The 23,283-nt window shown below is 58.4% G+C and carries 20 protein-coding genes and 2 tRNA genes; 11 read left to right on the top strand and 11 right to left on the bottom strand.

Features of this window, described 5'->3' with window-relative positions; all coding sequences use genetic code 11:
• Positions 1–17 precede the first annotated feature (17 nt).
• The 6 genes from exoR to AC1RO0_RS00210 all read right to left on the bottom strand — a co-directional run bounded on the left by exoR (position 18) and on the right by AC1RO0_RS00210 (position 9,287).
• Positions 18–821, bottom strand: coding sequence for an exopolysaccharide production regulator ExoR (exoR, locus tag AC1RO0_RS00235; protein ID WP_153365778.1), 804 nt, complete (start codon positions 819–821; stop codon positions 18–20).
• Positions 822–1,526: 705 nt separating this feature from the next.
• Positions 1,527–2,780 carry an OmpP1/FadL family transporter gene (locus AC1RO0_RS00230; protein ID WP_498591006.1) on the bottom strand — a complete coding sequence of 418 codons (1,254 nt, stop codon included), beginning with the start codon at positions 2,778–2,780 and terminating at the stop codon, positions 1,527–1,529.
• 405 nt (positions 2,781–3,185) lie between these two features.
• Positions 3,186–6,029 (bottom strand): valine--tRNA ligase, encoded by a 2,844-nt coding sequence (locus AC1RO0_RS00225; protein ID WP_498591005.1) that lies wholly within the window; start codon positions 6,027–6,029, stop codon positions 3,186–3,188.
• Between the two features lie 121 nt (positions 6,030–6,150).
• Positions 6,151–7,074 (bottom strand): PopZ family protein, encoded by a 924-nt coding sequence (locus tag AC1RO0_RS00220; protein ID WP_498591004.1) that lies wholly within the window; start codon positions 7,072–7,074, stop codon positions 6,151–6,153.
• A gap of 244 nt (positions 7,075–7,318) precedes the next feature.
• The gene (locus AC1RO0_RS00215; RefSeq protein ID WP_498591003.1) at positions 7,319–7,990 is read right to left on the bottom strand and encodes a protein-L-isoaspartate O-methyltransferase family protein; all 672 of its coding nucleotides are present in this window, start codon (positions 7,988–7,990) and stop codon (positions 7,319–7,321) included.
• Between the two features lie 154 nt (positions 7,991–8,144).
• Positions 8,145–9,287 (bottom strand): acyltransferase family protein, encoded by a 1,143-nt coding sequence (locus AC1RO0_RS00210; protein WP_498591002.1) that lies wholly within the window; start codon positions 9,285–9,287, stop codon positions 8,145–8,147.
• Between the two features lie 226 nt (positions 9,288–9,513).
• Between AC1RO0_RS00210 and AC1RO0_RS00205 the strand changes: the two genes are divergently transcribed.
• The 4 genes from AC1RO0_RS00205 to AC1RO0_RS00190 all read left to right on the top strand — a co-directional run bounded on the left by AC1RO0_RS00205 (position 9,514) and on the right by AC1RO0_RS00190 (position 12,444).
• Positions 9,514–9,587 (top strand) — tRNA-Cys (locus AC1RO0_RS00205).
• Between the two features lie 318 nt (positions 9,588–9,905).
• Entirely contained in the window at positions 9,906–10,157 is a 252-nt protein-coding gene (locus tag AC1RO0_RS00200) for a DUF982 domain-containing protein (protein ID WP_498591001.1), read from the top strand.
• Between the two features lie 577 nt (positions 10,158–10,734).
• Positions 10,735–11,841: a porin gene (locus tag AC1RO0_RS00195; protein ID WP_498591000.1), complete on the top strand. Its 1,107-nt coding sequence runs from the start codon at positions 10,735–10,737 to the stop codon at positions 11,839–11,841.
• 255 nt (positions 11,842–12,096) lie between these two features.
• Positions 12,097–12,444 (top strand): hypothetical protein, encoded by a 348-nt coding sequence (locus tag AC1RO0_RS00190; RefSeq protein WP_498590999.1) that lies wholly within the window; start codon positions 12,097–12,099, stop codon positions 12,442–12,444.
• A gap of 175 nt (positions 12,445–12,619) precedes the next feature.
• On the opposite strand, the gene AC1RO0_RS00185 is transcribed toward AC1RO0_RS00190, so the two are convergent.
• From AC1RO0_RS00185 to AC1RO0_RS00175, 3 genes are all read right to left on the bottom strand, one after another.
• Entirely contained in the window at positions 12,620–12,790 is a 171-nt protein-coding gene (locus AC1RO0_RS00185) for a hypothetical protein (RefSeq protein WP_184355585.1), read from the bottom strand.
• A 225-nt stretch (positions 12,791–13,015) separates the two neighbouring features.
• Positions 13,016–13,264, bottom strand: a complete 249-nt coding sequence (locus AC1RO0_RS00180; protein ID WP_498590998.1) for a hypothetical protein — start codon at positions 13,262–13,264, stop codon at positions 13,016–13,018.
• 211 nt (positions 13,265–13,475) lie between these two features.
• Positions 13,476–13,550, bottom strand: a tRNA-Asn gene (locus tag AC1RO0_RS00175).
• Positions 13,551–13,667: 117 nt separating this feature from the next.
• Between AC1RO0_RS00175 and AC1RO0_RS00170 the strand changes: the two genes are divergently transcribed.
• On the top strand, positions 13,668–13,982 hold the full coding sequence (locus AC1RO0_RS00170; RefSeq protein ID WP_498590997.1) for a hypothetical protein: 315 nt from the start codon (positions 13,668–13,670) through the stop codon (positions 13,980–13,982).
• Between the two features lie 12 nt (positions 13,983–13,994).
• Here AC1RO0_RS00170 and AC1RO0_RS00165 read toward each other — a convergent pair whose 3' ends face one another.
• Entirely contained in the window at positions 13,995–14,552 is a 558-nt protein-coding gene (locus tag AC1RO0_RS00165) for a sugar O-acetyltransferase (RefSeq protein WP_498590996.1), read from the bottom strand.
• A 453-nt stretch (positions 14,553–15,005) separates the two neighbouring features.
• Between AC1RO0_RS00165 and AC1RO0_RS00160 the strand changes: the two genes are divergently transcribed.
• The 5 genes from AC1RO0_RS00160 (at position 15,006) to AC1RO0_RS00140 (ending at position 20,350) form a co-directional block, all read left to right on the top strand.
• Complete coding sequence (locus AC1RO0_RS00160) at positions 15,006–16,358, top strand: extracellular solute-binding protein (RefSeq protein ID WP_498590995.1); 1,353 nt, start codon at positions 15,006–15,008, stop codon at positions 16,356–16,358.
• 93 nt (positions 16,359–16,451) lie between these two features.
• Entirely contained in the window at positions 16,452–17,336 is an 885-nt protein-coding gene (locus AC1RO0_RS00155; RefSeq protein ID WP_498590994.1) for an ABC transporter permease subunit, read from the top strand.
• Positions 17,337–17,343: 7 nt separating this feature from the next.
• The gene (locus AC1RO0_RS00150; protein ID WP_498590993.1) at positions 17,344–18,258 is read left to right on the top strand and encodes an ABC transporter permease subunit; all 915 of its coding nucleotides are present in this window, start codon (positions 17,344–17,346) and stop codon (positions 18,256–18,258) included.
• 477 nt (positions 18,259–18,735) lie between these two features.
• The gene (locus AC1RO0_RS00145) at positions 18,736–19,212 is read left to right on the top strand and encodes a tannase/feruloyl esterase family alpha/beta hydrolase (protein WP_498590992.1); all 477 of its coding nucleotides are present in this window, start codon (positions 18,736–18,738) and stop codon (positions 19,210–19,212) included.
• The gene (locus AC1RO0_RS00140; protein WP_498590991.1) at positions 19,142–20,350 is read left to right on the top strand and encodes a tannase/feruloyl esterase family alpha/beta hydrolase; all 1,209 of its coding nucleotides are present in this window, start codon (positions 19,142–19,144) and stop codon (positions 20,348–20,350) included. Before AC1RO0_RS00145 ends, AC1RO0_RS00140 begins: the two co-directional genes overlap by 71 nt.
• A 118-nt stretch (positions 20,351–20,468) precedes the next feature.
• Here the strand turns inward: AC1RO0_RS00140 and AC1RO0_RS00135 are convergent, their stop codons facing one another.
• Positions 20,469–21,581 carry a sn-glycerol-3-phosphate import ATP-binding protein UgpC gene (locus AC1RO0_RS00135; RefSeq protein WP_498590990.1) on the bottom strand — a complete coding sequence of 371 codons (1,113 nt, stop codon included), beginning with the start codon at positions 21,579–21,581 and terminating at the stop codon, positions 20,469–20,471.
• Between the two features lie 241 nt (positions 21,582–21,822).
• Between AC1RO0_RS00135 and AC1RO0_RS00130 the strand changes: the two genes are divergently transcribed.
• Entirely contained in the window at positions 21,823–23,280 is a 1,458-nt protein-coding gene (locus tag AC1RO0_RS00130) for a cryptochrome/photolyase family protein (protein ID WP_498590989.1), read from the top strand.
• The last annotated feature ends 3 nt before the right edge of the window (positions 23,281–23,283 follow it).

Genomic DNA, 23,283 nt, shown 5'->3' with positions numbered 1-23,283 from the left:
AAGAAGAAACAGCCCCATTACTCGGCGCCGGCGACATCCAGTTGATGCGACATGGAGACGGCAACGCGGCGGTCGTTCTCATTGGCGACCGAGAAAGCCTGCTCCTGCAAGTCTTCCATCCAGCCGCAGTCCTTTGGCTTGCACTTGTCGAGCGCCGCCGTCATGAAGGCAAGGCCACGGACGGTCTGGCCTTCCTGGAATAAAATATTGCCGAAAACGGCCATGGCGCCGGGATGGCCGCTCTTGCGGGCCTGGTTCAGCCACTTCTTGGCCTGCTGCACGTTGGGGGCACCGCCCTCGCCCGACAGCATCATCTGCGCGAGCTGGAACTGCGCCTCGGGAACGCCGAAGGTCGAAGCAACCTGGAAATAGAGCTGACGCGCCTGATTGAGGTCGGTCTTGACCGGGCTGTTCTGAATGCCGGTCTTGTAATAATTGGCAAGCGCAAGCAGCGCATTGATGAAGAAGCCAGTGTCCTCGGAGCCGGGCTCCACACCCTGCTGGGCGATCTCGCTATAGATCTTGAAGGCCTCAAAATCATCCTGCGTCACGCCGTCGCCGTCGGCATACATATTGGCCAGCGCCCAGCGCGAACCGGTATGGCCCTTTTCGGCCGCGTAACGATAGGCTTCGACGGCCTCTTCCTTCTGGCCGTTCTTGTAGGCTCGAAAACCGAATTTGAAGAGATCGAAAGGACCGGATTCCTTGGTGACGCCGGCATTGATATCGAATGCCCGGCACTGGCCTGTCAGGACCACGAAGGTGGCAAGCGACAGGCTGAGCAACATCACTCTCGCTGATATGAACTCGGACTTAAACATAACAGTCGACTTCTCTCGCTCCATCCGCATTCATCACGGCAACCCCATCTGCGCCGCAAGGTTTGCGAATGTATTCCCTACCCGCGCGCGAACCAGCGAAACCTCCCGTCAAGAAGGTTCGCATGGCACCAGCCGGAGGTCGTTTGCCACATTTCCGAGCATAATTCGAAATTATGTCCAAACGAGCATTCCTGCCGCCGCGTTCACGCGTCGCTGCCGAAACAGCACACCATTCAACTGCCCCAAAGGAGAGACCTGAGATCGGACGATTTCTGGATTCCCGCGAGAAATAAAGCATTTCCGACCGCATCGGAAACGTCACCGTTCCGATCCAGGATTGCTCATTCTGCCAAAGTGGAAACTGACCCATCAACCGTTTACGCACTCTCTACAAGGCCTGCCCCTGTGCCCGTATAATCGCTGCTCCTCATTTGTGGCGGGAAATGGACAAATTGGGCGGCGGACACGCACCTATAACCGGTTGAAATAAAGTGTTGCCGATTCATCACAAAGAGATCGCCGATCTTCCCGTTTTATTAACCATAAAGTGGCTATTCGGGACTATTTTGCATGCCTTATCTGAAGATGACTTCGCCCTGAACTTGATACTGAAACGCCGCGAGACCGAATGGGGCTCGCGGCGCGGGAATCACTTGATGTAATAACCAGATTTCTCGGAAGTTACTTCAATTCAATGGGTTAGACTCAGAAGCTCACCTTCATCGACGTCGAAAGCGCAGCAACGAGGTCGTTGCCGTAGCTGTAGTTGACGTCATTGCCGAACGTAAGGCCGTTATAAGTCACCTGGCCGGATTTGCCGCTGGTCAGCAGGCCAAGCGCGCCGCCGAAGGTGAACTGGACATGTTCGGTTGCCTTGTAGTTGACGCCGGCGCCGAGCGTCCAAGTATCCGAGTTCATGCCATAACCCTGGCTGGTGCCGCGATCCCAGGTCAGGCTGAGCGCGCCGCTCCATTTGTCATTGAACTTATGACCGATACCGCCGGAAATCGTCCAGCCGTCTTGATAGAGCAGGTCGAGCGATGTGAGCTCGGTCGCTCCACCCGGACGGCACGAAATGCCGCGCGTGGAGGTCGGGCAAAGCGCGATGCTCTGCAGAAGGCTCCAGTTGGTCCACTTGACCGAGCCGAAGGCAAGCCAGTCCGGAGCGATACCGGTCTGCACTTTCCATTCCAGCGAATCCGGTGCATCGGCCGAGCCGAAGACGGACGTGGTCTTGCCGAAGAACGCACGGATCGGCGGCAGCTCCGTCAGATCGACCGTGCCCTTGAGGTTGTCGTACTTGACGCGGCTGTTATAGACGAGGCTGGTGCGGAAAGCGTATTCCTCGATCTCATAGGCAAGACCAGCGCGCCAGCCCCAGCCATGACCATCGACGTCCAGCGAGCCCACACCGTCATAGACGGCGGAAAGCGGAGCGGGAATGGCCGAGACCAGGCGGGACTTGTAGCCGGTGACCTCCTGGTAGAAGCCGCCACCGATCAAACGCAGTTGACCCGGACCGGCATCGAACTTGTAGGAGCACGTCGCCCCATAATTATGCGTGCGCAGCTTGGTCTCGATTTCATTGTTGGCGCCGGCCCAGTTCAGGCCCGGATTGCTATGGCCGCCGAACGGTTCGGAATAGTCGGCCATGCAATCGAGGTCATCGGTGATGCCGACCTTGAAGCCGATATACGGGATGGCATAATTCTCGGTGACATCCGTGGAACTACTGCGCCCGTTGAGATTGCCGTCAGCCGGATTGGTATCCTTGGCATTCTTGAACTTGCGACCGGGCATGACATAAGTCACACCGGATTCGAAAGCGTAACGACCCTTGTCGAAGAGTAGATCGATATCGTAACCGCCGCGATCAAGCCCACCCGCGAATGCGGCGCTTGCAAATGACGACGTGATAACGAGTGCGAACGCACCCTTCAACGCAATACGAAATGCCATTGTGTCTCCCCCACTTGTGCATCTATGTGTCTGATTGTTGCGACGATCACATGAATTGGCAATGCACTGCTGATGCTCCAGCTGCTCGCGACATAGTGACTGATTTACGTAAGAAAGTGAGCTACATGCTCCATTACGGTTCGCGTTAGATATTTTTTTCTTCTTCAAAAACATTTGATGCCCCACATAGATTAATATTCTCTACTGAAACAATTCTGTTACAATCCGACAACAGTTTCGCTTTTCGAGAAAGCTATCAATTTAGGGGTAATTGTTTTTACCTGCGCGAAGCTGGCGATGGGCAAGATCGGCCTTTTTTGGTGATTCCGTCGAATCGATGGCGCAAACAAATAAGGGCACGCGACCTTCGTCAGCGTGCCCTTTTTACTTGGATTATCTGCGGCCTCAGCCGGCTTCGCTGACTCTCGCAAGAGCGACCTTCAGGCTGGCGAGTTGCCCCTGGAGTTCGTCCAGGCGCTCGCGCTCGGCGGCAACCACATCCGGATTGGCATTGGCGACGAACTTCTCGTTCGACAGCTTGCCGACGATGCGGGCCATTTCCTGCTCGTTCTTGGCGATCCCCTTCTCCAGACGAGCCTTTTCGACCGAAAGGTCGATCAGGCTGCCGAGCGGCAGGCAGGCGGTGGCCTCGCCGACAACGATCTGCGCCGCACCCTTCGGAGCGGTATCGGCGAGTGAAATTGCCTCGACACGGGCCAGCCGCTTGATCGCTGCGTCATGGCGGAACAGACGTTCGCGGGTCAGGCTGTTGGCGCCAACGATCACCAGCGGCGCGGTGGCGGCCGGCGGTACGTTCATTTCGGAGCGGACGGAGCGCAGGCCCGAAACAAGGTCGATCAGCCAGTTGATCTCGTCGGCCGCGACATCATCGGCATAGGAGGGAACCGGCCACTCGGCGTGGCAGATCAGGCCGTCACGCTCCTTGCCCTCGCCCGCCGTATGCGCCCACAGCTCTTCTGTCATGAAGGGCATGAAGGGGTGCAGCAGCTTGTAGGTCTCTTCGAGAACGTAGGCCGCGCAGGACTGCGCCTCCGCCTTGGCATTTTCGTCATCGCCGCTGAAGACGGGCTTCAGGAGTTCGAGATACCAGTCGCAGAACTGGTTCCAGATGAAGCGGTAAAGCGTGCCGGCGGCATCGTTGAAGCGATAGGCTTCGATCGCTTCGGTGACGTCGCGTTCCGTCCTGGCAAGCTCGGTCAGGATCCAGCGGTTGATGGTGAGCTCGGCGGCTTCCGGCACGAAATGCGGATCGCTCTTGGCACCGTTCATCTCGGCAAAGCGCGTGGCATTCCAAAGCTTGGTGCCGAAGTTGCGGTAGCCGGCGATGCGGGATGGATCGAGCTTCACGTCGCGCCCCTGTGCGGCCATGATCGCCAGCGTGAAACGCAGGGAATCGGCGCCGTACTGGTCGATCAGTTCGAGCGGATCGATGACGTTGCCCTTGGACTTCGACATCTTCTGCCCGTTCTTGTCGCGCACCAGGGCGTGAACATAGACCGTATTGAAGGGCTCGACCGGATCGCCGTTCTTGTCCTTCATGAAATGCAAGCCCATCATCATCATGCGGGCAACCCAGAAGAAGATGATATCAAAACCGGTGACGAGCACGTTAGTTGGATAGTAGCGCGCCAGTTCCGGCGTCTCATCCGGCCAGCCGAGCGTCGAGAACGGCCAGAGCGCCGACGAGAACCAGGTATCGAGAACGTCTTCGTCGCGCGTCAGGATTTCACCCGGCTTGAAGTTTTCCAGCAGGTCCTCGACATAGGCTTTCATCGGGCCTTCATGCGAGAGATAGTGCTGGATCGCCGCCTGCAGCGCCTCTTCCTCAGTCTTCTCGACGAAGACCTGACCATCCGGGCCATACCAGGCCGGGATCTGATGACCCCACCAGAGCTGACGGGAAACGCACCAGGGCTGGATGTTTTCCATCCAGTCGTAATAGGTCTTGTCCCAGCTCTTCGGAACGAGCTTGGTGCGACCCTCGCGAACGGAAGCGATCGCCGGTTCGGCCAGCGTCTTGGCATCGACATACCACTGCTCGGTCAGGCGTGGCTCGATCGGAACGCCGCCACGATCGCCATGCGGAACCATGTGCTTATGCGGCTCGATCTTGTCGAGCAGGCCGGCCTCTTCGAAGATGCGGACGATGATCTTGCGCGCCTCGAAACGATCCGCGCCTTCCAGCTCATCCCAGGCGCCGTGCAGCGCTGCGGGGTTATCAAGGCCCTCGAGGAAATCCTCGTTGTCCTTGATGGTGATGGACGCTTCCGGCGTCAGAATGTTGACGACGCGCAGGCCACGGCGCTTGCCGACATCGAAGTCATTGAAATCATGCGCCGGCGTCATCTTGACGGCACCGGTACCCGCGGTCGGGTCCGGATATTCGTCGGCGACGATCGGGATGCGGCGGCCGACGATCGGCAGGATGACATGCTTGCCGACGATCGCCTTGTAGCGTTCGTCGTCCGGGTTAACGGCAATGCCGGTGTCGCCGAGCATTGTTTCCGGGCGGGTGGTGGCAACGACGAGATAGTCGCGCGTTTCCCATTCCGTCGCCTTGCCTTCCTCGTCGAAGGCGGTCGGATGCTGATAGGTTACGCCTTCTTCCAGCGGGTAGCGCAGATGCCAGAGATGGCCGTTGATCTCATGCTGCTCGACTTCGATATCCGAAATCGCCGTCAGCATCTTCGGATCCCAGTTGACCAGCCGCTTGTCGCGATAGATCAGGCCTTCCTTGTAGAGCGTAACGAAGACCTCAAGAACGGCCTTTGACAGACCTTCGTCCATGGTGAAGCGTTCGCGCGACCAGTCGCAGGATGCACCGAGACGCTTAAGCTGATTGAAGATCAGCCCGCCGGACTCTTCTTTCCATTCCCAGACCTTGTCGATAAAGGCCTCGCGACCCATGACATGACGACTAGGCTGCTGTCTCTCGGCCAAGCGGCGCTCGACGACCATCTGCGTCGCGATGCCGGCATGGTCCATGCCGGGCTGCCACAGCACATCCTTGCCGCGCATGCGCTCGAAGCGCACCATGATGTCCTGCAGCGTGTTGTTCAGCGCATGGCCCATGTGCAGCGAGCCGGTGACATTCGGCGGCGGGATGACGATCGTGAAGGTTTCGGCGCCAGGCTTGGCGTTCACACCGGCGCGAAAGGCGTCGGCCTCTTCCCATTTCTGGGCGATCTTCGGTTCGACGGCGGCGGAATCATAGGTTTTGTCGAGCATTTTGGGACCGGATCTAGAGGGTTCGGTGATGCGGGTTGTAAATAGGATGGTCGCGGGCAAGTCAATAAAAAAGCCGCCCCGGAAGCCGGAGCGGCTGATCGTCTACCCGAAGCTCAGGCTGTCAGCGGCGCGGGCCGCGGGCCACTCGTTCGATTTCTTCACGCACGAGACGCTCGACCAGCGTCGGCAGGTTGTCGTCGAGCCAATCCTGCAGCATCGGCCGCAGCATCTCCTCAGCAATCTCATCCAACGACCGGCGCTCACTGCCGTCGATCGCGGCGGCGAGCTCTCCGAAGGACCGTGCGACCTGCGCACCGGCAGCCTCGGACATCAATGAAGACGAGAGTTCGGCCTGCACCTGCGGCAGGAAACGATCGGCGGTAGCGGCTGCCGGCTGTTGTGGCGGCGGATTGAAAACGGGGGCTTCGATCGGCGTGGCCATGGGGGCGACGGAGGCCGGGCGCTGTTCCGCCTGTTTCGGTTCGGCTTGCGCTTCGACCTTGGCCGCATGAAGCGCAGCCTCGGCGAGAAGTGCGGCTGTCGGCGCGGTTACAGCCGACACCGGCGCTTCAGTGACGGTATTGCGCAGCGGCACACCGGCAAGCGGTTCGACGCGGGCTTCGGCAAGGCGCGCAACCATGGCCGGCGGCAATTCGCGCAGCTGTGGTGCTTCACGGGCCGGGTTCAGTTGCGCGGCATTGCGCTCGGAAGCGGCACGGACACGCGCGGCTACATCGGCAAGCGACAGGGTGCGGCCAGGCACTTCCGGCTCACGCAGCGGCACCTGCGAATTGGCGGCAACGAAACGCGGTTCGGAGTCTGCGGATGGGGACGGCGATGCGTTTGCCAAGTCCGCGGCGGCGAATTCCTCATCGACCGTCAGGTGGATATCGTCATCGCGCTCATCGTCGGCAGTGGTGTAGACGGCTGGCAGGGACGGCGAAATGGAATGGGCGGCGCCGGGCTCGTTGCTTTCGATGATCCGGCGGATGGACGCCAGAATCTCCTCCATGGACGGTTCACGCACGACACTTGGCTGAGCCATATTCATCCCCGTTTTCCCAGATACAACGACCGGAATCCCGTCAAAGGAGCGCCCGAATCAGCGCCACCCTAGAATACTACCCTTGGGAAAAAAATCACCGCGAAAGCACTAAGCCCGCTGATGCACAGTTTTGTTACGGCCGGAGCGAATCGCATGCGATTGCCGATTTTGTCGCGGGTAAGCCCAACGAAAAACGGGCGCCTGAAGCGCCCGTCTCAAAAGGATCATTCGGCTGTGCTGCCGATCAGAACACGAATTCCTTGGCCTTGGCAAAGCCCGGCAGCGGCTTGATCGACGCATTGAAGAAGACGTTTTCCGAAAGGGCGCCGCGCTCGCGCATGAATACGGTGGCGCGGGCGGCGTGGCCGTAACCCAGCACCACGATCAAACGACCGCCTTCGCCGAGCTGATCGAGAAGTGCTTGCGGCACTTCCTGAACCGAACCATCGACGAAAATCACATCATAAGCGCCGCTGGCGGCATAGCCTTTTTCCAGCTCACCGGTAACGACGGTGACGTTGTCATGGCCGAGCGCTGCGAGATTGACCTTGGCCGTAGCAGCCAGCGCCTCGTCGGATTCGAGCGCAACAACCTTGCCGCCCAGGATCGACAAGAGTGCCGAAACGTAACCGGTGCCGCAACCGACATCGAGAACCTTGTCTTCCTTGGTGATCGCGCCGAGCTGCAGGAGCTTTGCCAAAGGCGAAGCTTCCATCAGGAAGCGCGCCGGCGTGCCTGCAGCCGCCGGACAGACCTCGATATCATTGTCGATATAGGCCAGGAGCTTCGACTTCTCCGGCACGAAATTCTCGCGCGGCACCGTCAGAAACGCGTTCAACACGGAATGGGAGGTGACATCCGTCGTGCGGATCTGGTTCTCGACCATCTTCACGCGTGCTGCTTCGAAATCCATCATATCCTCTCGCGCCCGAAGGCTAAGCCGGTTTTGCTTCTATGCTTAGCGTGTCTTAATCGCGTGCGGCTGCGCTTTCAAGGCGTTGCTGCGGCGGACGCAGAGATTCATCACGATGCGTCGCGCCGCGACAACAGCGGCTTTCGTGAAGCACGGATCAAACCGCTCTCTTTTTACTGATCGCCGCAGGTTCCATCGCAGCCGGTTCGCGCCTACCGAGATTGCGGCCGAACTCATGAAACGGTTTCTCTATATAGAGATAAGACAGCCGCGAAACGATCAGCGATCCGATGAGCGTCACCGCCAGCAGGTAACCGGCGTGCGCCCAGGGCGACGAGATCCCGAGGCTTGGCAGCGTGGCAAGCGCCAGGAGCAGAACCAGCATATGCGAGAGATAGAGCGAATAGGCCATGCCGCCCAGCCATTGCAGCGGCCGGCTGCAGGCGAGAGCGGACATTCGTTCATAGACGGTGCCCCTGCCCTCGCGCGCCGAAACGATGATCAGGATCGCCGTCAGCCAGATGACGAGCGGCAGATAGTCGACGGAATGCTGCAATATGCACAGGCCGACCCCAACCAGCCAAAGCTGCGGCAACGGTAATGACTTTAGGAAGGGTTCGCCTAAGGCACGGAGCTTCATGAAATAGAAGCTGGTGATGCCGATGCCGAAATCGACCAGCCACTTGCCGAGAAAGCTTTGCGGCAGCGCCGGCGACACTGCGGCAACGGCGAAGGCAAGAAGAATAAGAATGGCGATTCGCGACCACGACACCGGTTTCATGATCAATCCAATCAAGAGCGGCGCCATCAGATAAAACTGCCATTCGAGCGAGATGCTCCAGGCCTGACCAAGAAAGGCATAGTCAGTGAACGGCAGGAAGCGCGGCGGCACCAGCCCATGCAGGCCCGTGACATGCGCCAGCAGGTGCCAGGGCCAATAGGCAAGCGTATCCGCGGCAATACCGATACGCGCCACTTTCATAGAGCCGTCGGGGGAAGCCGCCCATATCTGCACCGCCACTCCTGCGACTGCCACGGAAATGGCCAGATAAAACAGGTAAGCGGGGAAAATCCTGAGCGCGCGCCGCGCGATATAGAGATGATAGGACTCCGGCCGTTTGTCGATCAATGCGGTGATGGCGAAGCCGCTGAGGATGATGAACACATCGACCGCATGCTCATTATAGAACCGCTCCTGAAACAACCGTCCGTGGATCGCGACGGCGGAGGCGACATGGCCGACAAGGACCCAGATCGCCAGCATGCCCCTGAGGGCCTCGAATTCCCTGACATATTTCATAAACTGCTCCACCAGCTTATCCGAATGTTCGGTCGGAAATAGAGGAGGAATCTATTTTTGCAATGCAGCAACATTTCCGCAAATGCGTTGTCGCGACGTTCGGCCCCTGAAACACACCCTGTAGACGCCAATCGACAAGTTATTTAATCATCGGCCGCGATAGGTCTTGCACTCTCCTGAGATTCGTTCTAAACGCCCGCCATCACTCGCCTTTACTAAATCGGATGGCCTCGTGGCGGAGTGGTTACGCAGAGGACTGCAAATCCTTGCATCCCGGTTCGATTCCGGGCGAGGCCTCCATTTATTTTCCTAATAAAATCAATTAGATACGCAATAATCAAGCTGGAAATTTCTGGCTTCATGCTGCGCGCTGTTCCCCTTGGTTTTCAGGCGTTTCCAACAGCGCACGGCAAAGCAGCATAGCGAGCAGGCTGTGATGTCATCGAAGCGTGCCGGGAGGCTCGTCTGGATGATGGACATTGATTCCGTTTTGTCTCGTCATCCCGGCGGCCCTGAAACATTCCAGCGAGCGTCGATCCCGGACGAAACCGCCTCGCCAGACGACATGAATCGGCCTATGAGACAGGCTATAAGCATCCGCAAATTTGAGAGTTTCCGATGACGGAAAGAAAATGGAGCAAGGCGGTCACGATCGCTCTTGAGAAACCCGAAGAGTGGGTGATCATCGATACGACCCAAGCGGCCTCCTGGGCGCTGATCGAGGATTGGCCTATTGAGGAAGCCCCCGCCTTGGACCGGGCATTGTCCGTCTGTGCCGACGTGATCAGCGGCAAGCGTACTCCCGAGGACGCACGGAAGGCGTTCATCGCCGCAGTGAAAGAGGCCAAGATACCGATGAAGGAGGGGTGAGGTCCTCATTCTTTGCGGAGCACTCCCGACGCCGGCGAAATTTCTGACTGTCGGCGGACTATAGCTCTCGACCTGTCGTTCAGGATCGAATTTGGCAGCTGCAACGGCTCGCGCCCTCGCTTCTCGTCGAGGCGACAAGTGGTGGCGAGACATCAAAGCCACGTAGTCTCTTAGCGCTCGCCGTTCATTGGCGCCCTACCAGTCAGCAGTATCCTTGAGGTGTTCGCAGCGGATATCACCCACAATGCTGAACGCATGAAATTGCTGATTCCACGGCATTCCCCTTCCCTTACCCTCCTTCAGGTTACAGACACACCCTCTCCGCAACCCCTGGAAAGCCTGCAATACAAGGCGAACCAGCGATTTGCGTCATTTTTGCAACAAAGATTTTTTTCGAGTAGCGTACATATAGTTCGCCAATCTTAGTAACTTGCCAAATCAGCGAAGCAGGTTCACCAAATAGTTCGTGAAGCTTACTACTTCGCACCTACTGATAGGGAACATGAACGGGATGGGTTGGGCACGTCATTTTTTGGCGCGATATCTCATGCCCAATCGGGAACAGATTGGAGTTATTATGAACATCAAGAGCCTTCTTCTTGGCTCCGCTGCCGCGCTCGCAGCAGCAACCGGTGCTCACGCGGCTGACGCTATCGTCGCCGCCGAGCCGGAGCCGCTCGAATACGTTCGCATCTGCGACGCCTACGGTCCTGGATATTTCTTCATCCCGGGCACCGAAACCTGCCTCAAAGTCGGCGGCAAGGTTCGTACCGAAGGTGAATGGTACAATGCTTATAACCGTGACAGCAAGCAAGGCACTCTCTGGCATACCCGCGCCGAGTTGAACGTCGACACCGCGACCGACACCGAATACGGCCCGCTGAAGACCGAAACCATCGTTCGCTGGGACTGGAACGACGGCGGCTCGACGAGCACGAACCTGCTGTGGTCGTATATCAGCCTCGGCGGCTTCACCGTTGGTAAGAAAGACTCGGCCTATAACCTTTATATCGGCTACGCCGGCGACGTCATCAACGACGACGTGATCTATGACGGCCCGTACGAACTCAACCAGTTGACCTACAACTATGATGCCGGCAACGGCTTCACGGCTGTCATCTCGCTCGAAGACAGCAATTCCAGCGGCACCGGCTCCTCCTCCTATGGCGCAAGCTGGTGGACGGACGACAAGACAAACCACTACGCTCCTGACGTTGTCGCCGGTGCGGGCTACAAGGCTGGCGCATGGTCCTTCAAGGTCGTCGGTGGTTATGACTCCATCGTCGAAGAAGGTGCCGTCAAGGCTCGCGTCGATGCCGACTTCGGTGCCTTCACGGCCTTCTTGATGGGCGGCTACAATACGGACGGCGACAAGCTGAACAAGTATGCCGGCACCAACCAGGATGTCTCCGCCTGCACCACGTCGAGCGGCACCGTCAATGCCTCCAAATGCGGTTGGGGTGACTGGGCCGTCTGGGGCGGCGTTGGCGTACCGGTCAACGAAAAGCTGAAGTGGAACCTGCAGCTTGCCTACACCGACTCGAAGATCTTCGAAGCAACGACGAACCTGAAGTTCAACCCGGTCAAGGACCTGCTCGTCGAGCCGGAACTGACCTACGTTCACTACGACTACGTCAAGGACGATACCGTCGCCGGTATCCTCCGCTTCGAACGCAACTTCTGACCTGATCTGACTTGACCTCCGATCAGAGAAGAGAGGGGCCTGGCTTTCCCTGCCAGGCCCCTTTTCTATGCCTGATCCGGACCCGGCACCCCGCTGCGGCCGACTGCGTCACTTCACGTCCCCCCGCAAATCTGCGCATCACAATCGTATTGCGTGTCTCCGTCGAAACTATATCAACTTTAAAGTGGAACATTACCGCGCTCGCGGCGTTTACTCACCGAAAAGGGACATGGTTTACATAAAGGAGTCGGTGCTTTGAGAAAATTTGCTGCGATTGCCCTGGCAGCTTCGCTGACCATGGGAACAATGCTGGCCGCCGCGGTTCCGGCAAGAGCGATGCCGGTGACTAACTCACCGTCGACCAGCGTTTCCGACATCGTTCTGGTGCAGGAACGCGGATCTCGGCGTAACCAGGATTTCGATCGTGGACGGCGGGATTGGCGCGAGCGTCACCATGATCGCCGCCATTGGCGCGAGAGCCGCGACCGTCGCTGGGATCGCCGTTCGGACCGTCGCCGCTATTGGGGTGACGACCGTCGCTATTATGACCGACGCGACTATCGTCCGCGTCGCGGCGGCGTCATCTTTGAAATCCGTCCGTAATTCTGGATGGTCGGCGCGATGAATTTCGCTAGCGATTGATCGATCAGACGATCGATCACCGATCCAGCCTGCTTGCATACCCCACAAAACATTCCGGCCGCTGTCGAAAGAACTCGACAGCGGCCGGTTTCATTTGCCGCCGGTAAGCGCCACCGGCGTAAACACTGATGCCGAATTAACGGCAGACGCGTTCCTTGCGAATGACCCAATGGCCATGAACCTTGTGCTTCACGGTCTTCACGAAGCAATCATGATGATGGCGATGGAACGGAGCAGCCTGCGACGGCGCGCTGACGGCGACGACGGATGCCAGGGCAACGGCGGAAGCGAGAATCAGATTTTTCATGTCGAACCTCTAAAGCATTGGGGGACTATGCTGCGCGATTGCGCCCGCTTTTGATGCGCTGATTCACCTTAACGTTACATGAATGCATCCTCACGTTTTCGAGAGCGATGATGCCTTGAGATCGAAGGTGACGGAGTGATGGAGACCGCGGCCGTCGGCGGGAATGCCGACGGTTTTCTTTGCGCCCATGTGATCTCCATCTGGAGATCTCTGAAATATGGAAATCTACTTCCGGCGGCGATCCGGCAATGCATCGATTAATCGGTGCACCTTCTCGGTCGCGTAAACGATATCTTCCCTGGGCAGATGCACGGTGATTTCGATCTCCTGCCATCGCCCGCCTTGATCTTTTGCATAGCGAACGGCGGCTTTCAGGGAATTGAATTCAACTGCAGGAGCGCCAGCAATCCAGAACTGCACGGTGCATGTCGCTTCACCATAGTCTGAGAGGGCTTTGAGTGGGTCTAGGGCCATGCCGAGAGCTTTACACCGTTGGTAGTTCGTTGGCTACCGCGGACGAAACCGCTGGCTTCCTCTTGTTATGGTGGAGCGACGGGCCGCCATAGATCTGGCCGAACGTCAATTATCCAAGGGCCAAAAGGAAGTCTAAAAGTAGGGAGAGAAAGAGGACAAATAAGTGCCTGCTACCGAAAAGATCAAGATAACAGGCACCTAAGTCTAAAAATGGCTCCCCGGGCCGGATTCGAACCGGCGACCTGTCGATTAACAGTCGAATGCTCTACCGCTGAGCTACCAGGGAATACCGCTTGGCGCGGTGTGAGTGGGCTAATACAAATGCTTTCCCGATTTGCCAAGCGATTTTTTCAAAAAAGTTCATTTCCCTTGTATTATTTTGTCGCTTTACCATCTCCTGTGGATGACCAATCCAGACAGAACCACAGAAAATAGCGGTCGCAAAGCGAGCGAAAAGGCCCGTCGTTTCGGCATAGACCCCGGCACAGGTGAGCTTGTCATAGGCTCCATCCGCATTCCGCTCCCGAGATCGCGGCTTGCTCGCGTTGGTCTCGGCATTGCGTTGATTTTCGGCGGCCTTCTCGGCTTCCTGCCCATCCTCGGCTTCTGGATGCTGCCGCTCGGCTTCGTCGTCCTGTCGCATGACCTGCCGCTGGTGCGGCGCTGGCGCCGTCGTTTTGCCGTGTGGTGGACGAAACGGCGTCGCCCGGCGAACTGATTCCTCGATTCCTTACTTTGAAGGCAGAGCCCTGGCCGGGTTACCGGCCACGGCCGTGCCCGCCTGCACGCTTTTCGTAACCACTGCCCCGGCTCCGACGATCGCGCCGTCGCCGATCGTCACACCGCCGAGGATGATGGCACCGCCACCGATCCAGACAGCCTTGCCGATCTCGACCGGCCGCGCGATTTCCTGCCCAGCGCAACGCAGTGCCGGATCTCTGTGATGTTCCGGACAATAGATCTGGACGCCCGGTCCCAGCATGCTGCCTTCGCCGATCCGCACAGGGGCGCTGTCGAGAATGGTGCAGCCGGCATTCAAATAGACCCTGGGACCAAGCCAGATATTGATGCCGTAAGAGCAGTGAAACGGTGCCTCGATGAACACCCCCTCGCCGGCGCCGGCAAAAAGCATAGACAGTGCCGGGCCGAAATTGCCGCGCTGGAGGGGCGGCATCGTGTTGTGCTGATGCACGGCATTGCGAGCCGCCACACGCAGGGCGTCCAGCTCGGAGTCGAGGCAGCAATACCATTCGCCCGCCGCCATCTTCTGCCGTTCGCTCTGCGCCATGGATTCGCTCCCCAATGCTTCCGTCGTTATGTCTATGTGATCATGCATCAAGGCGCGGGTCCGCGGCAAGGAAAGCCCGCCGGCTCTATAGACGCTCCCCAATCATCCATATCAACGGGCCACGCGTGATCAGGCAAGTATAGCCATGATCGGAAACGACCCCTTCATCATATAGCGCTCCATCCCGATAAGACACGGGATCGGCGACGCATGTGCATCCTTCCTGAAATCATCAATATTAGACGAACATCAAGTTACGCTTGCCGTGGCAACTGTCCTGTCCTTCCAGTTCATCCGCAACAGGTCTTTGAAAGCGCTTGTAGAGACGAAAAACCGCCTCTGAGCGGGAGATTCGTACCCACAACAAACTGTCACACAGCATGTCTATAACGCCGCTACCGCGGGCTTGCCCAAGACCACCGGTTCCGAGCTTTCAAGAGGGAAATAGGGATTATGTCGACACTTAAAAACTGCATTTCGGCTGCCGCCGCCGGCGTCATGAGCTTAGCGCTGGCCCTGCCTGCTGCTGCCGCTCCGACCAAGTTCGATTTCTGGTTCGGCCTATCGGGCGATCTGGAGCGCGTCGTTCAGACGATGTGCAAGAACTTCAACGAGTCGCAGAAGGACTATGAAGTCGTCTGCACCAGCCAGGGCAATTACGACGCGACCCTGCAGAACACCATTGCCGCCTTCCGCGCCGGCAAGCAGCCGGCAGTCGTTCAGGTTTACGACGCCGGCACCGCGACCATGATGCTCTCCGGCGCCTATTATCCCGCCGGCAAGCTGATGTCCGAGAACGGTTACAAGATCGACTGGAACGATTACTTCCCCGGCATCGCACGCTACTACGCAACGTCGAAGGGCGAGCTGCTCTCCTTCCCGTTCAACTCCTCAACCGCCCTGCTCTACTGGAACAAGGACGCCTTCGCGAAGATCGGCAAGACTGCCGCTCCGAAGACCTGGGAAGAAGCCGCCGAAGACATGAAGGCGCTGAAGGGCGCTGGCTATGATTGCCCAATGGCAATCAACATCTCCGGCAACGAAAGCTGGCAGCTGATGGAGCAGTTCTCCGCGCTCCACAATCAGCCGATTGCCACCAAGAACAACGGCTATGACGGCCTCGATGCCCGTCTCGAGGTCAACAAGACCAAGTTCGTCAAATACGTGACCGACCTCAAGAGCTGGTACGATCAGGGCCTCATCAAGATCAAGTCGAAGGAACTCGGCCAGGATATGGTTCAGGCCTTCGCATCGGGCGATTGCCAGATGATCATGACCTCCGTCGGCGACCACGGCACGGTCGGCAAGACGCAAAAGGCCGGCATGAACTGGGATGTTGCCGAGCTTCCGGTCTACGCCGGTACCGAGCGCAAGAACTCGCTGGTTGGCGGCGCTTCGCTCTGGGTTCTCTCCGGCAAGTCCGCCGATGAATACAAGGGCGCCGCTGCGTTCCTGAACTTCATCCACGACCCCAAGACCGCTCTCTTCTGGTCGACCAACACCGGCTACATCCCGGTCACGAATTCCGGCTTTGAATTCATGAAGTCCTCCGGCTTCTACGACAAGGCTCCCTACAAGGGCCGCGAAGTTGCCATCGCCAGCCTGACCGCCTCCGAACCGACCGCGATCACCCGCGGCATCCGTCTCGGCAACTTCACGCAGATCCGCGCTGAATTCGGCAACCAGATGCAGGCCATCTTCGCCAACAAGGTCAGCGTCCAGGAAGGCATCGACAATCTCGCCAAGAACGGCAATGCCGTCCTCGAGCGCTTCGAAGCCACCTACAAGGGCAAGCAGCTCCCGTAAGCCGCAAGCCAAGACAGACAGCGTCCGCCGGGATTTCCCCGGCGGACGTTTGTCATGACCGAGTATGGCATCAGACCAAAGCCGGAAGAAGCAATGGAAAAGCGTACGACTTTCAGCAAGTGGAGTGTTGGCATCCTGTTCGCAGTGCCGCAGCTCCTCCTTATCTTCACCTTCTTCTATTGGCCGGCGGGCCAAGCGATCTACTGGTCGCTGACGCTCCAACAGCCCTGGGGCGGCGGCAATATCTGGGTCGGGCTCGACAATTTCAAATCGATTCTCGCCAGTGCCGACTACTGGAACTCGGTGACGATCAGCATCATCTTCGCCGCCGTCAGCACCGCCATCTCCATGGGCGCAGCACTGGTCCTCGCAGCGCTGACCGACCGGCAGCTCCGGGGGTCCAAATTCTACAGCGTCGTACTGATCTGGCCTTATGGCGTCGCGGCCCCGGCATCGGCGATGGCCTTCCGTTTCATCCTGGCACCGGAAGCCGGTTTCATGTCGGTCGTCAATCACTATTGGCCGGGATTTTGGGATCCGGGCCTCAACGGCAATGCCGCGATGGCTTCCATCATTGCCGCCTTCTCGTGGAAGTACATCGGCTACAGCTTCATCTTCTTCCTGGCCGCCTTCCAGGCCATTCCGCGCTCGCTAATCGAAGCAGCCGCGATGGACGGCTCCAGTGTGCTCCGGCGCTTCAGGGATATCCAGTTCCCCCTGATCACGCCAACGATCTTCTTCCTGCTAGTGATCAACATCACCGAGAGCTTCCAGGATTCCTACCCCATCGTCGACATCATGACCGGCGGCGGCCCGCACAACTCGACCAACCTCATGGTCTACAAGATCGTCTTCGACGGCTTCAGAGGTCTCGATTATTCCGGCGCCGCGGCGCAGAGCATCATTCTGATGTTGCTGATCATCGTGCTCACCTTTTTCCAGTTCCGCTTCATCGAGCGGCGCGTGCATTACCGTTGAGGCTGACATGGTCGAGCGCACCCCAATTCTGAATTTCTTCACGCATGTGATCCTGTTCCTCGGCTTCGTCGCGGCGATGACGCCGCTGGCCATTGTGGCCATCGCCGCATCCCATAATATGACCGACGTCAATCAGGTACCGATGTCGTTGATCCCCGGCACCGATTTCTGGGTCAACATAAAGACGGCCTGGACGACCGCCGATCTTGGTCCCAAGCTGCTGAACAGCCTGATCTTCGCCGGCGGCGTGGCGGTGGGCAAGGTGATCCTTTCGGCCCTCACCGCCTTTTCGCTGGTCTATTTCCGCTATCCCGGCCGTCACCTCATCTTCTGGCTGATCTTCATAACCCTGATGCTGCCGCTGGAAGTGCGTGTCGTGCCGACCTATGCGGTCGTCGCCAATGTGCTGTCCCCCTACCAGGCGATCCTCGACGTCACCGGTATTAGCTGGCTCATCGAAAAGGTTTCGGGCATTCATGTCGAGCTGAACCTGGGACTGCTCAATTCCTATCCCGGCCTGATCCTGCCGCTCGTCGCCACGGCGACCGGTACGTTCCTCTACCGTCAGTTCTTCCTGACGATACCGGACGAACTGACCGAGGCAGCGCGCATGGACGGCGCCGGATCATTGCGTTTCTTCGTCGACATCCTGATGCCGCTGTCGCGCACCAATATGGCAGCGCTCGGCACCATCATGTTCCTCTGGGCCTGGAACCAGTATCTGTGGCCGCTGCTGATTACCACCGATCCGTCGCACGCAACCGCGGTAACCGAACTCAAGCAGCTCATCCCGAACGTCGGCGGCCTGCCCGAGTGGCATATCGCCATGGCCGGCACGCTGATCGTCATGCTGCCGCCGCTCCTCGTCGTGGCGCTAATGCAGCGCTGGTTCGTTCGCGGCCTCATCTCCACCGAGAAGTGATCGAAGCCTGCCGTGCCTCATTCGTAGGCGCGGCAGTTACCCACGCAGCCGGTGTTGACGACATCAAGTCCGCCGCCTTATCGACATCGGCGCTTTCGTCACCCGTTCGCTGCATGTCCCGGCCCTATCCGCGCCTCAGATGGAGGCACCGGCTTAAGGGCATTTGCATTTCGCCGGGCAGCCGGCGGCGGGTGCCCCTGGCGATGTTCGATTAATACAATTATTTGCTCGAAAAATGCATTGTGACGCTCCTCCGTTGCCTGCATTTTTCTCTAGCCTAATCGGTTGGAGGGACTGATTACGGGAGTCGTCAAGCGTCCGCCTGCTGCATGTTTTTCGTCGTGATCTCGCCATACCCCCGAGCTTACGGGACGAAACGTTGCGGCATGGACGAAATTTCCGGAGCGAATACCGGAATTCGCAGGGACGACAAATGCGACGGTGCGAGCGTATCGAAATTGCAAGGAGGAGGATGCAATGAGACTTTGGCAATTGATGGCGGCGAATGCAGTGCTTGTTTTGAGCGCGGGGGTCAGCGCTGCTCAAGACATACCGACACCGGAAGACGCGCATTGCATGGCTCTGCGCGGGGTGTTGATTTCTCCGGACAAGATCGGCGAGCCGGCTCGTCGTGCTGTCGTCTACTCCGCCGATCTTGTCAAAGGCGACCAAGCCGCCGGCAATGGTTTCTGCAAGGTGCTTGGCGGGATCGAGCCCGTTGATCCCAAAGCACCGAACATCAACTTTCAGATCAATCTGCCGCTAACCTGGAACGACAAAATCATCCAGTATGGCGGCGGAGGCTATGACGGAACCTTGATCGAAGCGGTCAAGAACGTTTCCTTCGGATCCGACGCGGTCCAGACGCCTCTGCAGCGCGGCTATGTTACCTTCGGCAGCGACAGCGGCCACCACGCCGTCGGTGCTCGACGGCAAATTCCTCTTGAACGATGAGGCCCTGGCCAATTTCGGCGGCCTCCAAATCAAGAAGACCCACGATGTCGCAATGGCAGTGGTCACCGACTATTATGGCAGGAAGCCGCAGAAGACATATATTCAAGGCAATTCGCAAGGCGGACACGAATCCCTGATTGCGATCCAGCGCTGGCCAGCCGACTACGATGGCGCCATCGTTACTCATCCAGCCAACCCCTTTTCGGCCTTGCAGCTTTCCGGCAATCATCTCGCGAAGGCATTCTATCGGAAGGGCGGCTATCTGAGCCCTGCCAAAGTCGGGCTGCTCAATTCTGCCGTCACCAAGGCATGCGACAAGCTCGACGGTGTCGAAGACGGCCTCATTTCGAATACGGCAGCGTGCGACACAACCTTCAAGGTGGAAGACCTTCGCTGCGAAAGCGGAAAGGATGAAGGCGACACATGCCTTTCAGACGTCCAGATCGGGGTCCTAAAGACAATCAATACGCCCTACAAATCTCCGGTAAAGCTCGAAGACGGTGTCGATGGCTTCGCGCGCTGGCCGATCTTTCAAGGCGGCGATCTCTATGGCCTGTGGGGATTCGGCTCATCGCCAGACCTGACTGACCCGCCAACCCCCGTTGCCAATTTCGGCCTTGCCGTCCTTGCTGATCCATTGATCCGTTACGCCATCGTGCGCGATCCGAAATTTGACACGATGACGTTCGACCCGGCGAAATATGCCAAGCGGATTGCACAGGTTTCCAGGCTGACCGATGCAAACAGCGCCGACTTGTCCGCCTTCGAGAAACGCGGTGGCAAAATGCTGCTGATGCACGGCACCACCGATTTCGCCATCTCGCCCTACAATACGGTTTCCTATTATCAGCGCGTGGTCAAAACGATGGGGACGGAGAATGTCCATGGCTTCATGCGCTTCTATCTCGTACCGGGTTTCGGTCATGGCAGCGGCAAGTTCATCGCCGCCTGGGATCCCCTGACCGCGCTGGAGAACTGGGCCGAAAAGGGAAAAGCGCCGGAGAATCTGATCGTCAGCGATGCCGGCAAGGATGGTGCCGGCCGCACGCGGCCAATGTGCGAATATCCATCCTATCCGAGATACAAGCGGGGGGCGACGGATATGAACAAGGCGGAGAATTTCGAATGCACGAAATGATCCTCGACCAGGTTTAGAGTCCGGATCGCGGCCGCAGTCGATGATAGCTCCGCAAAAAGAAAAACCCGGAAATCGGTGAGGATTTCCGGGCGCACTTGCTGAAAATTGATATCTGAAATCAGTTCGCCATCACCTTGAGGGGCGTGACGGTGGCAATGGCGTCTAGTCTGAGCCCGGTATCCTGGGCGAAGAGATGGATGTGCGGCTGCGGCAGCTCCAGCGCCACGGCCTGGCCGGTTTCACCGGATGTATGATCGGCGACCGCGACGGCAAAGCTGGAGCCGTTGATATCGCAATGGATGACACGGCCAGCGCCGAGTTCCTCGACGAAATCCACGGTCGCAGGAACGGCGCCGGGCGTGCCGGCCGGCACGAGACGCACATGTTCCGGGCGGATGCCGAGAGCGACCGTCTGGCCCGCATGACGCTTGCCGATATTGGCGTCGATGGAAAACGGCAATCCGTCGAAAATGAACTGCTCGCCATTCGCCGAGAAGGTGCCTTCGAGGAAATTCATAGCCGGCGAGCCGATGAAGGAGCCAACAAAACGAGTGCGTGGCGTGTTGTAGACTTCAAGCGGCGTGCCGACCTGCTCGACATTGCCCTTGTACATGACCACCAGCTTGTCGGCGAGCGTCATGGCCTCGACTTGATCGTGGGTTACGAAGACGGAGGTGGCGGACAGACGCTTGTGCAGGCGGCGGATTTCAACGCGCATCTGCACGCGCAGCTTGGCGTCGAGGTTGGAGAGCGGCTCGTCGAAGAGGAAGACCTTCGGCTCGCGGATGATGGCGCGGCCCATGGCGACGCGCTGGCGCTGGCCGCCGGAAAGCTCGGCCGGCTTGCGGTCGAGGAAATCCTCCAGGCCGACGATGCGAGCGGTTTCCTTGATGCGGCGATCGCGCTCCTCACGCGGCACGCCTGCCACCTTCAGGGCGTAGCCCATATTGGCGGCGACATTCATGTGCGGATAAAGCGCGTAGTTCTGAAAGACCATGGCGCAGCCGCGCTCACGCGGCTCAAGCTGATTGACGACCTTGTCGTCAATGACGATCTCGCCCGAGGTGATATCCTCAAGCCCGGCGATCATGCGCAGCAGGGTTGACTTGCCGCAGCCGGATGGGCCGAGAATGACGACGAATTCGCCGGAACGGAAATTCAGGTCGACGCCATGCACGACCGGATTGCGCCCATAAGCCTTGCGAACCTGCTCGATCCGGATTTCTGCCATCGTGTTCTTCCCTGCCTGTCATCTCTGGGCCTGCCAGTTGGCTGGACTGCTAGCGAACTTGCATTACAGAACGGTGACAACAATCCTTATATGATGGGACGCATCGAGATTTTCTCAGGAGAGTTGCGAGCGTTATTCCATGGCTGTAGGCGCGGCAAGGAACTATATCTTCACCGAAACCATATGTTGTTGCGGCAGCAATGGAAAAGACGAAAAAGCGAAAGAACCATCGGTCTAATCAATGAGATCATCGCAGAACGAGCCAAAGCCCATCCTCTTGTGGTTTCGCAAGGACCTACGGCTCGACGACAATCATGCCCTGCAGGCGGCGGCGATATCAGGGCGTCCCGTCATCCCCGTCTATATTCGAGAGCCGGAAGCGAAGGGCTGCGGACCGCTCGGTGCGGCGCAGGAGTGGTGGCTCCATCATTCCCTCGCCGCCTCGCAAAACAGTCTCCATGAGCTCGGCAGCAAGCTCGTTCTCCGGAAGGGCGACGCGCTCGCGGCAATTGAAAAGCTTATCGAAGAGACGGGCGCCGAGGCCATCGTCTGGAACCGACGTTATGACCCAGCCGGCATAGCGATGGACATTCAGGTCAAGAAAGCATTGCGCGACGCCGGCATGGAGGCAAACAGTTTCGCCGGCCAGCTTCTGCACGAGCCGTCGCGCCTGCGCACGGGCACCGGCACCCCCTACAAAACCTATACGCCGTTCTGGCGGGCCTTGGAGCAATCCGGCGAACCGCCATTCCCCGTCAATGCGCCCGCAAAACTCGACGCACCCAGCCACTGGCCTCAATCGGATTCGCTCGGGTCATGGTCATTGCTGCCCACCAAACCCAACTGGGCCTCAAGTTTCGCGGATATCTGGACACCGGGCGAAGCCGCCGCCCGTGAGAGGTTGGATGACTTCATTGAAGCCGCTCTTGATGGTTATGCTGTCGATCGCGATTTTCCCGATAGGCCGGCGACATCTATGCTTTCGCCGCATCTGGCGCTGGGCGAGATTTCCCCAGCCCGGATTTGGCACGCCACGCGAGGTCTTCCCGAGAAAATCCCGACGGACAATATCGTCCGCTTTCGCAAGGAGATCGCTTGGCGGGAATTTTGCTATCACCAGCTTTTTCACTTTCCCAAGCTCAACTCCGCCAACTGGAACGATCGATATGACGATTTTCCTTGGCGCTCGGATGGCGAGTTGTTCGACAGGTGGCGGCGCGGGCAAACGGGGTATCCGATCGTCGATGCCGGCATGCGGCAGCTCTGGCGTCACGGCTGGATGCACAATCGCGTTCGCATGATCGTCGCCTCGTTCCTGATAAAAGACCTGCTGATCGACTGGCGCGAAGGCGAGGCCTGGTTTCGCGATACGCTTGTCGATGCCGACCCGGCAAGCAATGCTGCAAATTGGCAATGGGTAGCAGGGTCCGGTGCCGATGCATCACCCTTTTTCCGCATATTCAATCCTGTGCTGCAGGGCGAAAAATTCGATCCGGATGGCGGCTATGTCAGAACCTTCGTGCCGGAGCTGGCGGATCTCGACAGCAAATATATCCATCGGCCATTTGAAGCGCCTGAAAGCGTGCTTCAGCGCGCAAGCATAACGCTTGGCAAACACTATCCCCTACCGATCGTTGATCACGCCGTAGCGCGGCGACGTGCCCTCGACGCACACGCATCGCTGCGAAACGAAAACTGAGCG

This window comes from Rhizobium sp. GW821-FHT14E12 (assembly GCF_058803745.1).
The sequence above is the reverse complement of the archived record's forward strand: the minus strand, read 5'-3'. Positions and strand labels throughout refer to the sequence as shown.

Coding starts and splice junctions, on each gene's coding strand:
- exoR (WP_153365778.1), bottom strand. CDS start 821: ATGTTTAAGTCCGAGTTCATATCAGCGAGAGTGATGTTGCTCAGCCTG.
- AC1RO0_RS00230 (WP_498591006.1), bottom strand. CDS start 2,780: ATGGCATTTCGTATTGCGTTGAAGGGTGCGTTCGCACTCGTTATCACG.
- AC1RO0_RS00225 (WP_498591005.1), bottom strand. CDS start 6,029: ATGCTCGACAAAACCTATGATTCCGCCGCCGTCGAACCGAAGATCGCC.
- AC1RO0_RS00220 (WP_498591004.1), bottom strand. CDS start 7,074: ATGGCTCAGCCAAGTGTCGTGCGTGAACCGTCCATGGAGGAGATTCTG.
- AC1RO0_RS00215 (WP_498591003.1), bottom strand. CDS start 7,990: ATGATGGATTTCGAAGCAGCACGCGTGAAGATGGTCGAGAACCAGATC.
- AC1RO0_RS00210 (WP_498591002.1), bottom strand. CDS start 9,287: ATGAAATATGTCAGGGAATTCGAGGCCCTCAGGGGCATGCTGGCGATC.
- AC1RO0_RS00200 (WP_498591001.1), top strand. CDS start 9,906: ATGACGGAAAGAAAATGGAGCAAGGCGGTCACGATCGCTCTTGAGAAA.
- AC1RO0_RS00195 (WP_498591000.1), top strand. CDS start 10,735: ATGAACATCAAGAGCCTTCTTCTTGGCTCCGCTGCCGCGCTCGCAGCA.
- AC1RO0_RS00185 (WP_184355585.1), bottom strand. CDS start 12,790: ATGAAAAATCTGATTCTCGCTTCCGCCGTTGCCCTGGCATCCGTCGTC.
- AC1RO0_RS00180 (WP_498590998.1), bottom strand. CDS start 13,264: ATGGCCCTAGACCCACTCAAAGCCCTCTCAGACTATGGTGAAGCGACA.
- AC1RO0_RS00170 (WP_498590997.1), top strand. CDS start 13,668: ATGACCAATCCAGACAGAACCACAGAAAATAGCGGTCGCAAAGCGAGC.
- AC1RO0_RS00165 (WP_498590996.1), bottom strand. CDS start 14,552: ATGGCGCAGAGCGAACGGCAGAAGATGGCGGCGGGCGAATGGTATTGC.
- AC1RO0_RS00160 (WP_498590995.1), top strand. CDS start 15,006: ATGTCGACACTTAAAAACTGCATTTCGGCTGCCGCCGCCGGCGTCATG.
- AC1RO0_RS00155 (WP_498590994.1), top strand. CDS start 16,452: ATGGAAAAGCGTACGACTTTCAGCAAGTGGAGTGTTGGCATCCTGTTC.
- AC1RO0_RS00150 (WP_498590993.1), top strand. CDS start 17,344: ATGGTCGAGCGCACCCCAATTCTGAATTTCTTCACGCATGTGATCCTG.
- AC1RO0_RS00145 (WP_498590992.1), top strand. CDS start 18,736: ATGAGACTTTGGCAATTGATGGCGGCGAATGCAGTGCTTGTTTTGAGC.
- AC1RO0_RS00140 (WP_498590991.1), top strand. CDS start 19,142: ATGTTACCTTCGGCAGCGACAGCGGCCACCACGCCGTCGGTGCTCGAC.
- AC1RO0_RS00135 (WP_498590990.1), bottom strand. CDS start 21,581: ATGGCAGAAATCCGGATCGAGCAGGTTCGCAAGGCTTATGGGCGCAAT.
- AC1RO0_RS00130 (WP_498590989.1), top strand. CDS start 21,823: ATGAGATCATCGCAGAACGAGCCAAAGCCCATCCTCTTGTGGTTTCGC.